Source organism: Pseudomonas viridiflava, from assembly GCF_900602065.1.
GTDB lineage: Bacteria > Pseudomonadota > Gammaproteobacteria > Pseudomonadales > Pseudomonadaceae > Aquipseudomonas.
In genome coordinates this window covers 125,086-138,111 of the sequence record NZ_UWFN01000310.1, presented here as the reverse complement: position 1 = coordinate 138,111, position 13,026 = coordinate 125,086, and the positions used below count along the sequence as shown (strand labels likewise).

The 13,026-nt window shown below is 59.7% G+C and carries 12 protein-coding genes; 5 read left to right on the top strand and 7 right to left on the bottom strand.

Annotation, left to right across the window (positions count from 1 at the left end; genetic code table 11):
- The first annotated feature begins 1 nt into the window (after window position 1).
- From EE949_RS23080 to EE949_RS23060, 5 genes are read left to right on the top strand one after another with little or no spacing between them, the layout of a single operon-like run.
- A complete protein-coding gene (locus tag EE949_RS23080; RefSeq protein WP_122666400.1) occupies window positions 2-1,225 on the top strand; it encodes a glycosyltransferase family 4 protein in 1,224 nt (407 codons plus the stop codon).
- Complete coding sequence (locus EE949_RS23075; RefSeq protein ID WP_122666399.1) at window positions 1,216-2,316, top strand: glycosyltransferase family 4 protein; 1,101 nt, start codon at window positions 1,216-1,218, stop codon at window positions 2,314-2,316. The genes EE949_RS23080 and EE949_RS23075 overlap by 10 nt, the downstream gene beginning before the upstream one ends.
- The gene (locus tag EE949_RS23070) at window positions 2,316-3,722 is read left to right on the top strand and encodes an O-antigen ligase family protein (protein WP_122666398.1); all 1,407 of its coding nucleotides are present in this window, start codon (window positions 2,316-2,318) and stop codon (window positions 3,720-3,722) included. The genes EE949_RS23075 and EE949_RS23070 overlap by 1 nt, the downstream gene beginning before the upstream one ends.
- On the top strand, window positions 3,719-4,540 hold the full coding sequence (locus tag EE949_RS23065) for an acyltransferase (RefSeq protein WP_122666397.1): 822 nt from the start codon (window positions 3,719-3,721) through the stop codon (window positions 4,538-4,540). The genes EE949_RS23070 and EE949_RS23065 overlap by 4 nt, the downstream gene beginning before the upstream one ends.
- A gap of 9 nt (window positions 4,541-4,549) precedes the next feature.
- Window positions 4,550-5,956, top strand: coding sequence for a lipid II flippase MurJ (locus EE949_RS23060; RefSeq protein WP_122666396.1), 1,407 nt, complete (start codon window positions 4,550-4,552; stop codon window positions 5,954-5,956).
- A gap of 135 nt (window positions 5,957-6,091) precedes the next feature.
- On the opposite strand, the gene EE949_RS23055 is transcribed toward EE949_RS23060, so the two are convergent.
- From EE949_RS23055 to urtA, 7 genes are all read right to left on the bottom strand, one after another.
- Window positions 6,092-6,439 carry an FmdB family zinc ribbon protein gene (locus EE949_RS23055; protein ID WP_122666395.1) on the bottom strand — a complete coding sequence of 116 codons (348 nt, stop codon included), beginning with the start codon at window positions 6,437-6,439 and terminating at the stop codon, window positions 6,092-6,094.
- 113 nt (window positions 6,440-6,552) lie between these two features.
- Window positions 6,553-7,782, bottom strand: coding sequence for a formamidase (gene fmdA, locus EE949_RS23050; protein ID WP_122666394.1), 1,230 nt, complete (start codon window positions 7,780-7,782; stop codon window positions 6,553-6,555).
- Window positions 7,783-7,906: 124 nt separating this feature from the next.
- Complete coding sequence (gene urtE, locus EE949_RS23045; RefSeq protein WP_122666393.1) at window positions 7,907-8,596, bottom strand: urea ABC transporter ATP-binding subunit UrtE; 690 nt, start codon at window positions 8,594-8,596, stop codon at window positions 7,907-7,909.
- Window positions 8,597-8,609: 13 nt separating this feature from the next.
- On the bottom strand, window positions 8,610-9,371 hold the full coding sequence (urtD, locus tag EE949_RS23040; protein ID WP_122666392.1) for an urea ABC transporter ATP-binding protein UrtD: 762 nt from the start codon (window positions 9,369-9,371) through the stop codon (window positions 8,610-8,612).
- Window positions 9,368-10,540: an urea ABC transporter permease subunit UrtC gene (gene urtC / locus EE949_RS23035; RefSeq protein WP_122666391.1), complete on the bottom strand. Its 1,173-nt coding sequence runs from the start codon at window positions 10,538-10,540 to the stop codon at window positions 9,368-9,370. The genes urtD and urtC overlap by 4 nt, the downstream gene beginning before the upstream one ends.
- Window positions 10,541-10,565: 25 nt before the next feature.
- Complete coding sequence (gene urtB, locus EE949_RS23030) at window positions 10,566-11,483, bottom strand: urea ABC transporter permease subunit UrtB (RefSeq protein ID WP_162873874.1); 918 nt, start codon at window positions 11,481-11,483, stop codon at window positions 10,566-10,568.
- 183 nt (window positions 11,484-11,666) lie between these two features.
- Window positions 11,667-12,911 carry an urea ABC transporter substrate-binding protein gene (gene urtA, locus EE949_RS23025; RefSeq protein WP_122666390.1) on the bottom strand — a complete coding sequence of 415 codons (1,245 nt, stop codon included), beginning with the start codon at window positions 12,909-12,911 and terminating at the stop codon, window positions 11,667-11,669.
- Window positions 12,912-13,026: the final 115 nt, after the last annotated feature.

Below are 13,026 nucleotides of genomic sequence, written 5' to 3'. Positions count from 1 at the left end.
AATGCGAATTCTCTGGACACTACCCTATCTGCCATGGCCAACCACCAGCGGCGGCAAAACCCGGGAATACCACCTGCTGCGCAACCTTGCCGCCCGTGGTCATCAGATCACCTTGCTGGTGCAGTCCAAAACCGATGTCGACCAAAGCACCCGCGACGCCCTGGAACCGTGGCTGGAGCGGCTGATCGTGTTGCCGCGCCGCCCGCTCAAAAGTGCCAAGACGCTGATGGCCATCGCTGTGGCCCCGGCGCCGATGCTGGCCTGTATCAACGGCTATGCACCACGTCTGAGCGAAGTGTTCGAAGGCCTGCTTGAAGAACCCTGGGACGTGATCCAGCTTCAGCACACGTATGGCTTCGAGCCGTTTGAAAAGCCGCTGCAACAATCGGGCAAACCGTTTGTGATGACTGAACACAATGTCGAGTCAGCCATGGGTGCTACCAGCTACGACCGGCTGCCGCGTTGGGCTGGCCTGTTCGCCAGATTTGATCGCTGGCGCTATCGCCACTGGGAAAGCCGGGTCTTTCGTCAGGCCGATCAGTTGATCGCGGTAACCGAAGACGACGCCAAGGAAATTTCCCGGCTCAGTGGCAAGGCGACTGCTGTGGTCGTCAACAGCGTCGATTGCGGGTACTACGCCCAGGTCAAGCCTGATCCCTACAGCAATCGCTTGTTGTTCATAGGCAACTACGAGTACGGGCCTAATGTGGATGCCATCGAATGGGCACTGACCGAGATCATGCCGAAAGTCTGGCAACACGCGCCCACGCTGCGTTTTGTGGTGTGCGGCTTCGCCCTGCCCGACTCGTGGCGCGAACGCTGGCCTGATCCGCGCATCGAGTTTCAAGGGTTCGTACCGGACCTGCGTGCCTTGCAGAACAACACGGCGATATTTTTCGCCCCGCTGCGTCAAGGCGGCGGCTCCAAGCTCAAAGTACTGGAAGCCATGGCGGCCGGTTTACCGGTGGTCACCACTGAGCAAGGCAGTTCGGGACTCGCCGTGGTCAACGGCGAGCATTATCTGGGCAGCGAAGACCCACAGGAGCTGGCGCGAATCATCACCGAAGTCATTGAGCAACCCGCACGCCTGGCTCAGATCGGAGAGGCCGGACGCAAGTACGTGCAAACCCACCACGACTGGTCGGTGTCCGCCGCTCAACTGGAGCGAATCTACACTCGACTGTCCCCCGTAAAAGCCAAACAGGAGCCGCGCCCATGCGTGTAGGACTTGATTACCGTCCGGCCACCGGCTACCCGAACAGCGGCATCGGCCGGCAAAACATTGCGCTGGAAGAAGCCGCGCGAGCCAACCCCGACACCCAGGTGCAACTGTTCAGCGTGGCGCCTTTCGAGCATCCGATCCGCCGTGTGGCGCACTGTCCGCGCTGGGCCACGCCTCTCAATGGCATCCACCGGCTGCCCGAGCGGCTGCGTTTTGAAGGCTTGTTTCTGCCCAAAGCCCTGCGCGATGCAGAAGTACAGGTGTATATCTGCAACATGAACATGGGTTTGCCTCTGGGTCGCAAGCCGGAAGGCATGCGTTACGTGCTGCAGTTGCAGGACCTGTTCCAGCTGACCCTTAAAAACAGTCACGGCTCACAGCTGAAGGCACGTATTTACGGCGTCACCGATCGGCTGTCCATTGCTCACTCGCTGCGGGTCGCTGATCGCATCTGGACCCCGTCACAGTTCACCGCCGATGAATGCATGCGCCTGTTCCCCGAAACCCGCGACAAACTGCGCGTACTGCCCGCGCTGGTCAGCGGCTGGAGTGATGAGCCTTCCGAACTGCTGGGCTGGACACTGCCCGAGCGTTACTGGTTGTGCGTAGGCACCCGTGAGCCGCGCAAAAACATGGCGTGGTTCATCGATGCCTGGCAACGCGCGCGAACGCAATTCGAAAATGTACCGGACCTGATCCTGATCGGCGCGCCGGAACACCTGCCACCGGCTCAGCAAGCCCTGCCCGGCCTGCACTTCCTGAGCGACATCAGCGATTCGGAGCTACACGCCGTTTACGCCCGGGCCGACCGCATGTGGCAGCCGTCCTATGCAGAAGGTTTCGGCCTGCCAGTGGTTGAAGCACTGGGCGTGGGCACGCCGGTCGCCGTCGCCAGTGGTTCATCCCTGGATGAAATCACCCCGCCCGGCAGCCCACGCTTTTCACCGAACGACACCGGCGCGTTGATCACGCTCATGGGCGAGCTGGCCAGTGCGGAAAAAGAAGACCCTGAAACGCTGAAAACCTGGGCTGCCGGGTACGGTCCCAAAGCATTCAACCAGCGCTTTGACGAGCTGATCGAGGAGTTGCGCTGATGCCATTGGCAATGCCCGTTGGCTTGCTCTTCGGCCTGTTGTTCGGTGCAATGTTCTGGTTGCTGCCAGCGTTCAAGGTGCTGGCGGCAATGATCGGAGTGGTGGCCATTGCCACGGTGATTCGGCGACCGTTGCGCGGCCTGCTGTTGTTTGGCGTGCTGGCCACATTTCTGCCCTACTCGACAGTCAATGTCGGGATTCGTACCACGGTGTCCGAGGCCCTGCTGATGCTGGTCTGGGCTGCGTACCTGGCACACCGGATGTTCACCAACCCAGCGCCATTGCCCGCGCTGATGCGAACGGAACGCTTGCTGATCGCGCTGATGCTTTATAGCGCTTTGCCGTTCATCGTCGGGCAACTGACCATCACTGCGCTGGGTAACGGCCCTATCAACTGGGTGCGCTGGTTGTTCAACCTGTCGGCATTGTTTCTGGTACCGCGTTTGCTGGATCAGCAGAAGTACCGGGAGCAGATGATCTGCGCACTGTTGCTCGGCACCCTGCTATTGCTGCTGTTGTCGATTCCGGTGTTTCTAAAAAACCGCACGGCTGCCGACATTATCCCGATTCTCGGCATGTTCGGTTACGGCGGCACCGACGTACTGGATGAAAGCCTTCTGTCGTTGGCCAGCCGTATGGGCACACCCTGGATGCACCCCAACGTAGCGGGTGGCGCCATGGCCATGATCGTACCCTTGGCATTCTGCATAGGCATGACGCGAGTCGGCTGGCCGAGATCACTGGGCTTTGCGGTCGCCATACTGGGCGGTATCGGTCTGCTGTTGACCGGTTCCCGCGGCGCGCTGGTCAGCCTGATGCTGGTGATGATGTGGATGGCCCGCAAGCGCGTGCCGTTAATGGGCCGGGTGCTCATGGGCGGCGGTATTGCCGGTGCACTGCTGCTGATGTTTTACCCGCCGCTACAAGAACGGATAGTGGGCTTGTTCACCAACGACGACACCAGTACAGCGATTCGCTTTCTGGAATACAGCCACTTCCCGGACGCCATGGCCAAATTCCCCATGGGCATTGGTTTCAAGATCGATCCGCCGGTGCCCGGTGCGACGCTGTTCGGTATCTCCAACCTGTGGCTGAACTTCATTTACAAGCTGGGTATCCCCGGGATGCTGCTGTTCATTGCCGTCACTGTCAGTTGGTGGCGTGAAACCCGCCCCGAGGACGGCTTCATTACCCTGACCCACGACAACGCCATCTGGCTCGGCACCACCACCGGCTTGCTCGCGGCCTTGGCCAGCGGCCTGTTCGACCACTATTTCAGTTTTACCAGCGTGCTGATCGCCGTGTTCTGGCTGATGCTGGGGATTAATCTGCATGAGGCAAAACGCTTGAAAACCCAGGCGGCCCTCGTTCGACACCCATTACCGGAGCAGGAATCGAAATCATGAAACACCGTCTGATGCACTCCCATGACCTGCGCCTGGCCTTGCCTGAATACGCACGCAAGATGGGCGTGGAACTTGAAGAACTGCAAAGCGCTTATCAGTGGATGCTCGATAACGAGGTGCTGTTCGAAACGCCCATCAAGGGCCGTACGCTGTCGTTCATCAGCTACCTGAACATCGAACCGCGTATCGAACATCCGCTGGCGCGGCGTTTCTATCGCTTGCTGTCCAGCGAAATGAAAGGTGCGCTGATCCCCCTCTACGGGATCAACTGGCCCACGCTGCGCGACCGCATGCTGCGCACCTGGGAACAGGCGTACAACATTCTGATCTGCAAGATCCCCAGCCACACTGTGCGCCTGACGTGGCTGCGCATCGGCGGGGCTAAAATCGGCAAAGGCTCCAGCGTGTGGCGCAACACCGAAATCCTCGGCGTCGACAGCTTGCGTATCGGGGACGACACCACCATCGGCTGGCACTGCCAGCTGGATGCCCGCGGCGGCCTGATCATTGGCGACCATGTGACCGTCGCTTCCCACGTCTTGATCATCGCAGGCGGTCACGACCTGCAGGCACCGGAGTTCTGGGCCGTCGGCGGGCCGGTGTATATCCATGACTACGCCTGGATATGCAGCCGCGCCCTGCTCTCTTTTGGCGCCGAAATCGGCGAAGGTGCGGTGGTCGGCGGCGCGGCCGTGGTCTCCAAACCTGTCCCGCCCTATGCCATCGTCGGTGGGCCGAACGCCGAGATCAAAGGCGAACGGGCACGCGGTCTCAACTACAAAGTGGGCGGCAAAGGCCTGTTCACTTTGTTTCATTAAGGCTGACGCATGCTCGGCTCAACCCTGTGGCTGACCCTCGCCACGCTGACCGGCCTGGCCGCGGGGTTTGCCCGTGAATGGCTGCTGGTGGCTGCGTGGGGTGCCGGGGCGCAAAGCGACGCGTTTCTGGTCTCGATGTTCCTCCCTGAAGCACTGCGTATGGCGCTGGCGGCGGGCTTGTTGAGCGCAGCGGCGCTGCCCTTGTACCAACAGCGCGATCTGCCTGCACAACAACGCTGGCTGGATGCATTGGCGCCACGCCTGTTGCTGTGTGGTCTGGCGCTGAGCCTGGTGCTGAGCCTTGGCGCGCCATTGTGGGTACGCGGCGTCGGGCCGGGGCTGGACGACAGCGGTTACGCGTTGGCAGGCAGCAGCCTGCAATGGCTGGCATGGTGCGCACCGGGCTTCTTGCTGCATGCATTGTTGTGCGTGCCGCTGCAGGCCCAACAACGATTCGTCACGGCCGGGCTTGGCTCGTTGTTGTTCAACCTGCCGCCCGTGATTTACCTCGCCGTTGCCAGTCATGGCGCCACACCCGTCGGCCTGGCGCTGTCCTGCGTACTGGGCAGTTTGCTGATGCCTGGCACGTTGCTGCCGACGTTACACCGGATGGGCTGGAAACCTTGGCGATGGCAAGCCGAACCCGGCGCTGGCCGGGAGCTGCTGCAACGCATCGGGCCGCTGTTGAGCAGCAACCTTGCCAGCCAGGGTTTGGCGTTACTGGAGCGTATGGTTGCTTCGTTACTGGGCGAAGGCGCAGTGACCTGGATCAACCTGGCCCGCAAGCTGATCAATCTGCCCTTGATTGCCCTGATGAGTCTCAATCAGGTGCTGCTGGGCTTGATGAGCGGCAGTGCGGCCGATCAGCGCCTTGTACTGTTGCGCAAGGGACTGAGCAGCGCCACCTTGCTGACCCTGCCCGCGATTGCCGGTTTGATCGGCGCCTCCGGAGCGCTGGTGGTCTTGCTATTGCCCAGCCTGGCTCATGACGGGCCGCTGCCGGAATTACTCGCCTGGTTTGCCGTGCCACTGATGTTTGGTGCATGGAATGCCTTGTTGGCACGCTATGCCTACGCGGCGGGCGATACCCGCATGCCGCTGAATTGCGAATTGATCGGCAACCTGTGCAACGCCTTGCTGCTGGGGGTGCTGCCGTTTTTCCTTGGCCTGATCGGCATTGCCATTGCCGCGCTGGCCGGAGCGATTATCACCGGCCTGCTGTTGATGCGCCGCCAGCAATTGCTGACTTTTGTGCAGTGGCAAAGCCAATGGGCACTGGGTGCCGCCGCCATGCTAGTGGCAGCGCTGGTGCTGCATCCGATCAGCGACACCTGGCTGCAACTGGGGCTGAGTTGTGCGTATGGGGCGGTGTTGTTAGCAGGCCTGGCGTTGTGGCTGAGGCCTTGGCGAAACTGATCCTTCTGACACGATGCTTATGTGGGAGCCGGGCTTGCCCGCGATAAGGCTGTATGCGATTGACCTGAGATATGCGGTGCCTATATCGCGGGCAAGCCCGGCTCCCACAGGACTGCAGCCAGCCAGTACTTAGCCTCAATGACTGATCATCCACGGCCGTCCCGTCGCCTTGCCTTTCAGTGCATGGGGGTTGGTTTTGGTGGGCACCACGGGTTTGCTCGGCCCGCAACAACTGCAGCCGCTCGGGTGGCGTTTGCTGTCCTGATACTCGGCAACGGTCTTGGGCGCATGGGCGCTACGTTCGTTGGTCTCGATGGCGCGGCGTTTATTGCCTGACACCGTACTCAAACCCGGCGCAGACAAAATCACCCGCATGCTTGACTCGCCGCATTGCGGGCAGGCGCACGGCGCACCGCTTTCGGCCATCGGCTTGAGGGCGGAGAAATCCCCACAGCTGGGGCAATCGAATTCGTACATGGGCATGGGCCAGATTCCTGATAGTGATCTCCTGTAGGAGCTGCCGAAGGCTGCGAATGGGTTCGACTGACCCGCCGCTTCGCAGCCTTCGGCAGCTCCTACAGAGAGGTGACGACAATCTACAAATCGTAAGCAATCGGCAAATCAACCAGCCCATCAATGAATTTGGTCGGGCCGTTGGCGTTCGGGTTGATGTCGAACTGGAAGATCTCCGTCGGCAGCCACAGCGTCGCGCAGGCGTTGGGAATGTCGACAATGCCGCTGATATGGCCCTGCACCGGTGCTGAACCGAGCAACGCGTAACCCTGAGCCGGTGAGTAGCCGAACTTGGTCATGTAGTTGATGGCGTTCAGGCACGCCTGGCGATAGGCAATGTTGACGTCCAGATAATGCTGCTTGCCTGACTCGTCCACCGAGATACCTTCGAAGATCAGGTATTTGTTGTACGTGGGCACAATCGGGCTGGGCTTGAACACCGGGTTCTTGATGCCGTACTTCTCCATGCCGCCCTTGATCAACTCGACGCGCATGTGCACCCAGCCGGCCATTTCGATCGCGCCGCAGAAGGTGATTTCACCGTCGCCCTGGCTGAAATGCAGATCGCCTACTGACAGTCCTGCACCGTCGACATAGACCGGGAAGAACACTTTCGAACCACGGGACAAATCCTTGATGTCGCAGTTGCCGCCATGTTCACGGGGCGGCACAGTCCTTGCGCCAGTGGCTGCCGCCATGTCGCGAGCAGGCCCTTTGAGTTTGCCCAGATGCGCAGTTTTCGCATAAGGCGGATTGGCCAGTGGCGGCACGCGGGTCGGGTTGGTGTCGATCAGTTCCTGTTCGCGCTTGTTCCATTCGGCGAGCATCTTGTGATCCGGCAGGCAGCCGATCAGCCCCGGATGAATCAGACCCGCGAACTCAACACCGGGAATGTGCCGGGAGCTGGTCATCATGCCCTTGAAGTCCCAGATGGCTTTCTGTGCCGACGGGAAATGATCGGTGAGAAAACCACCGCCGTTCTGCCGCGAGAAAAACCCGTTGAACCCCCACTGGGAATCGGCCCGCGCGCCGATGTCCAACAGGTCTACGATCAGCAAGTCACCCGGTTCGGCACCATGCACACCAATCGGCCCGGACAGGTAATGCACGGTGGACAGGTCCACGTCACGCACATCGCTCGCGTCATCATTGTTCTTGATCGCGCCTGCGGTCCAGTCATAGGTTTCGAGGATAAAGTCATCCCCCGGCTTGACCCACGCCGCCATCGGAATATCCGGGTGCCAGCGGTTGTGAATGTTCTCGTTTTCAGTAGCGGGCTGGTTGAGGTCGACTTTGATCAGCGTTTCGGTCATGGCGTTTCTCCTTAGGCTAGGTGGCGCCTGCATCGCGGGCAAGCACCGCTCCCACATGGGAATGGGGTGTAAATGTGGGAGCGGTGCTTGCCCGCGATAAGGCCGGACAAAAATTCACAGCGAACTAAACCGACAAATACCGACTGATCGTCGCTTCATCGACATTGGCCCGGGTCTCTTCAATCACGAAGCGGCCCTTCTCGATCACCAGAAACCGGTCAGCGATTTCCAGGGTGAACGACAGCACCTGCTCGGAAACCACAATGGTCAGGTTGCGCAACGTGCGGATCTCTTTCAGGGTGCGGGCGATGTCCTTGATGATCGAAGGCTGGATGCCTTCAGTGGGTTCATCGAGCAGCAACACCTTGGGGTTGGTCGCCAGCGCACGGGCAATCGCCAGTTGCTGCTGCTGACCTCCAGAGAGGTTGCCGCCGCGTCGGCCACGCATGTCGTAAAGCACCGGGAACAACGCGTACAAGTCTTCCGGCACGATGCCGCGAGCCGATGCCGGCAAGCCGGTCTGGATGTTTTCCAGCACGCTCATGGCCGGAAAAATCATCCGCCCCTGCGGCACGTAAGCCATGCCGTGTGCGACCCGGGAATGGGTTTCCATGGCCGACACGTCAACGCCCTCGACCTGCACCTGGCCGCCCCACTGCGGCAGGATGCCCATCAGGCTCTTGAACAGCGTGGTTTTGCCCATGCCGTTGCGGCCCATGACCGCCACGATTTCCTGCTTCTCGACGCTGAGGTCCAGGCCATGAAGGATCTGGCTCTGGCCATAACCACACGCCAGCTGATTGATCTTGAACATGCCGCGCTCCTGATTAGTGGCCCAGATAGACTTCAATGACTTTCGGGTTGGTCTGCACCGACTCCATGCTGCCCTCGGCAAGCACCTTGCCCTGATGCAAAACGGTGACCTTGTGGGCAATGCTTTTGACGAACTCCATGTCGTGCTCGATAACCAGCACCGAGCGCCCCTGACTGATGCGATTGAGCAACTCGGCAGTCTGCGAACGCTCACTGACGCTCATCCCCGCGACGGGCTCGTCGAGCATCAACAGTTGCGGGTCCTGCATGAGCAACATGCCGATTTCCAGCCACTGCTTCTGCCCGTGGGAGAGCAGACCCGCCTGCTGTTCAAGCAGATCACCAAGGAAGATGTCAGCCGCGACGTCCCTGACCCGCTTGACCACTTCATCGGAACGCTTGAAAAACAGTGCGCCGAACACCGAGCGCCCTGCCGGAAAGGACATTTCCAGGTTTTCGAAAACGCTCAGGTTGTCGTAGATCGACGGGGTCTGAAACTTGCGACCCACCCCGGCACGCACGATGTCGTACTCGTGCATTTTGGTCAGTTCCCGTCCCTCGAACTGGATGCTGCCGCCTGTTGCGCGGGTCTTGCCGCAGATCAAATCAAGGACCGTGGTCTTGCCCGCACCGTTAGGACCGATGACCACCCGCACCTCGTTGCGGTCGATGTACAGATTGAGATCGTCCACCGCCTTGAAACCGTCGAAAGACACCGTCAGCCCTTCAATGGCCAACACCGGCTTGTGCATCTGAAAGCCTGTCGGGCTGCTCATGGCTGAGTCTCCAATGGCGTGACGCTGGATTTGGGCATCGCCTGTACCGGTGTGATGTGCGGCTTTTCAAGGACCGGCGCAGGTTTACCGCGCAAACCGGCAAGCCATTTGCGCCCGTGGCTTTCCCACAAACCGGCCAGACCGTTGGGGAAGTACATGACCACCGCGATGAACAGGCCGCCCATCAGGTACAACCACAACTCAGGGAAGGATTCGGAAAAGTAGGTCTTGCCGTAGTTGACCAGCAGCGAGCCGTACACCGCGCCGAGCAGCGACATGCGCCCGCCCACGGCGGCGAAGATCACCATTTCGATGGAGGGCACGATGCCCACGAACGACGGCGACATGAAGCCCACCTGCAAGGCGAACATCGCCCCGCCAATGGCCGAAAACGCTGCCGCTACGCAAAACACGAATATCTTGAAACTGGCCACGTCATAGCCGGAAAAACGGACCCGCTCTTCCTTGTCGCGCATGGCCATCAGCAGTCGGCCCAGCTTGGAGGCGAGGATGAATTTGCCGATCAGGATGCACGCGAACAGCAGCGCCGCATTGATGAAGTACAAGGCGAGTTTTGCCCCGTCGCTGCGAATGTCCCAACCCAGTAGCGTCTTCAGGTCAGTGATGCCGTTGACGCCACCGGTCAGCCCTTGTTGGCCGATGATCAGCACCGTGAGAATCAGCGCGATGGCTTGGGTCACGATGGAAAAGTAGACGTCACCGACCCGGCGCTTGAACATCGACAGACCGATCACCAGGGCGAGAATCACTGGCACGGCGATCACTGCAATGACGGTGAACGTGAAGCTGTGAAACGGCACCCACAACCACGGCAGTTCAGTGATCTGGTTCCAGTCCATGAAATCCGGGATACCGGGAGTCGACTGGATCTTGGTGCTTTCCGGGTCCGATGCCTCAAGCTTGAGGAACATCGCCATGCAGTAACCGCCAAGGCCAAAAAACACGCCCTGTCCCAGGCTGAGAATCCCGCCATAGCCCCAGCACAGCACCAGGCCGACGGCGACGAAGGCGTAGGTCAGGTATTTGCCGACCATGTTCAGGCGGAACGCATCCAGCGTCAGCGGAAAGATCACCAGAATCAGCATCGCCAGGATCAACAGGCCAACCACGCCTTGCTTGCCGCCGAGCATTTTGTTCAGAGCATTCATAGGGCCGCCTTATTTTCGTACACGTTCATTTACGGACCTTGCTGGAGAACAACCCTTGCGGGCGCATCAGCAGAATCAGGATCACGGCTGACAGGGTCAGCACCTTGGCCATGGAACCACTCATGAAGAATTCGGAAATCGACTGGGTCTGAGCAATGGCAAACGCAGAGGCGATAGTGCCAAACAGGCTTTGCGCACCGCCGAAAACCACCACCAGAAAGGTGTCGACGATGTACAGCGAGCCCGCGGTTGGCCCGGTGGAGCCTATGGTGGTGAACGCAGCGCCCGCGACACCGGCAACACCGCAGCCCAGGGCAAACGTCATGCGGTCAACCTTGCGGGTATTGATGCCCACCGCACGGCTCATGACCCGGTTCTGCACCGTGGCGCGCACATGCAGCCCCCAGCGGGTGCGGTACAGCATCAGGAAGATCGTCGCAGTCAGCAGAATGGTCAGGCCCATGACAAACAGGCCGTTACGAGGGATCTCGATGGTATCGCTGAGGCTCACTGAGCCCATCAGCCATTCAGGCGGGGTGGCGCTGACTTCGCGGGCGCCGAAGATCGAGCGAAAGGCTTGCTGCATGACCAGTGACAAACCCCAGGTGGCGAGCAAGGTATCCAGAGGGCGATGGTACAAACGGCTGATCATCACCGATTCGACAACCCAGCCAATGGCCCCGGCCACCACGAACGACAACGCAATGGCGAAGAAAAAGTAGTACGGCTGCATGGACGGCAGGTACTGCAGCGTCAGGCTGGACATCACGTAGGTGGTATACGCGCCAATGGTGAGGAACTCACCGTGGGCCATGTTGATCACGCCCATCTGGCCGAAAATAATCGCCAGCCCCAGGGCCATCAGCAGCAGTACGCAGAAGACGGATAACCCGTTGAACCCCTGCATGACCGCGATGGCACCAAATTCCGATAGCCATTCCATGATGATGGTCTCCGAGGTGGAAAGAGGTGCGCGAAAACGCCACCTCAATTCAACTGTAGGAGTGAGCTTGCTCGCGATAAGGCCGGCACGGCCTTCAAACAATGTTGGATTCGCCATTTTTTACGACTGCTTCGCAGCCGATCGCGAGCAAGCTCACTCCTACAGGGATGGTGGATTCAGCGGTTACTGGTAACCCTTCGGAAACGGATTCGGCTCGATCAGATCCGACTCGTAGATCACCTTGAACTGACCATCGCTCTGCACTTCACCGATGCGGGTCTTGCTCCACAGGTGGTGGTTTTCGTGAACCTTGACGTAGCCTTCAGGTGCGGTTTTCAACTCGATGCCAGGTGATGCGGCGACCACTTTGTCGATGTCGAAGCTACCGGCCTTCTCGACTGCTGCTTTCCACAACCATGGGCCGAGATAGGCGGCCTGGGTCACGTCGCCCATCACCGAATCCTTGCCGTACTTGGCCTTGAAGGCGTCGACAAATGCTTTGTTGTTGGGGTTATCAAGGCTCTGGAAGTACTTCATGGAGGCGTAGAAGCCCTTCATGTTTTCGCCGCCGATGCCCAGCAATTCGTCTTCGGTCACCGACAAGGTCAACAAGGTCTGTTTGGTGGAGTCAACGCCAGCGGCTTTGAGCTGTTTGTAGAAGGCAACGTTGGAACCACCGACCACGGCGGCGAACACCACGTCAGGTTTTTTCAGCTTGACCTTGTTGATCAGCGAGCCGAATTGAGTGTTGCCCAACGGGTAGTAGTCCTCGCCAACCACGGTACCTTTGAGCACGTTTTCAATGTGCTTGCGGGCGATCTTCATGGAGGTGCGCGGCCAGATGTAATCCGAGCCAATCAGGTAAAAGGTTTTGGCGCCTTTGGTTTTGGCGATCCAGTCGAGGCTGGCAATAATCTGCTGGGTGGCTTCCTGGCCGGTATAAATCACGTTTTTCGACTGTTCCAGGCCTTCATAAAAAGTCGGGTAGTACAGCAGGCCGTTTTCCTTCTCGAACACCGGCAACACGGCTTTACGTGAGGCGGAGGTCCAGCAGCCGAATACCGCCGCGACCTTGTCGCCTACCAGCAGCTTCCTGGCTTTTTCGGCGAAGGTCGGCCAGTCAGACGCGCCGTCTTCCTGCACGACTTTAATCTGCCGTCCGAGAATCCCGCCCGAGGCGTTGATCTGGTCGATGGCCAGACGCTCGGCCTGGATCGAACCTGTCTCAGAGATGGCCATGGTGCCGGTAGCCGAGTGCAACTGGCCGACCGTCACTTCGGTCGCGGTCACGGCCAGCCCGGTGGTATTGGCGTCATCGGCCAGCGCCACTTGCCCGAACACCCCTGCCGCAATCAGCGAAAGCGCAGCAGCGCCCAGCGCCAATCGACGTGGCAAAAACCTTTTGGCACCTGTCAGTCGTGAATTCATGTTCCCGCTCCTGTGCTTGCCTGTTTTTTTAAATGCGCCACGGTCCGCAAAGGCCCTGTGGTGAGACTGCGGCAAGCATGAGGTCGAGGAGCAAAACCGGGTATACGCACCATGA

Excerpts from the sequence above, each read along its gene's own strand:
- EE949_RS23080 (WP_122666400.1), top strand. The coding sequence starts at position 2 with ATGCGAATTCTCTGGACACTACCCTATCTGCCATGGCCAACCACCAGC.
- EE949_RS23075 (WP_122666399.1), top strand. The coding sequence starts at position 1,216 with ATGCGTGTAGGACTTGATTACCGTCCGGCCACCGGCTACCCGAACAGC.
- EE949_RS23070 (WP_122666398.1), top strand. The coding sequence starts at position 2,316 with ATGCCATTGGCAATGCCCGTTGGCTTGCTCTTCGGCCTGTTGTTCGGT.
- EE949_RS23065 (WP_122666397.1), top strand. The coding sequence starts at position 3,719 with ATGAAACACCGTCTGATGCACTCCCATGACCTGCGCCTGGCCTTGCCT.
- EE949_RS23060 (WP_122666396.1), top strand. The coding sequence starts at position 4,550 with ATGCTCGGCTCAACCCTGTGGCTGACCCTCGCCACGCTGACCGGCCTG.
- EE949_RS23055 (WP_122666395.1), bottom strand. The coding sequence starts at position 6,439 with ATGCCCATGTACGAATTCGATTGCCCCAGCTGTGGGGATTTCTCCGCC.
- fmdA (WP_122666394.1), bottom strand. The coding sequence starts at position 7,782 with ATGACCGAAACGCTGATCAAAGTCGACCTCAACCAGCCCGCTACTGAA.
- urtE (WP_122666393.1), bottom strand. The coding sequence starts at position 8,596 with ATGTTCAAGATCAATCAGCTGGCGTGTGGTTATGGCCAGAGCCAGATC.
- urtD (WP_122666392.1), bottom strand. The coding sequence starts at position 9,371 with ATGAGCAGCCCGACAGGCTTTCAGATGCACAAGCCGGTGTTGGCCATT.
- urtC (WP_122666391.1), bottom strand. The coding sequence starts at position 10,540 with ATGAATGCTCTGAACAAAATGCTCGGCGGCAAGCAAGGCGTGGTTGGC.
- urtB (WP_162873874.1), bottom strand. The coding sequence starts at position 11,483 with ATGGAATGGCTATCGGAATTTGGTGCCATCGCGGTCATGCAGGGGTTC.
- urtA (WP_122666390.1), bottom strand. The coding sequence starts at position 12,911 with ATGAATTCACGACTGACAGGTGCCAAAAGGTTTTTGCCACGTCGATTG.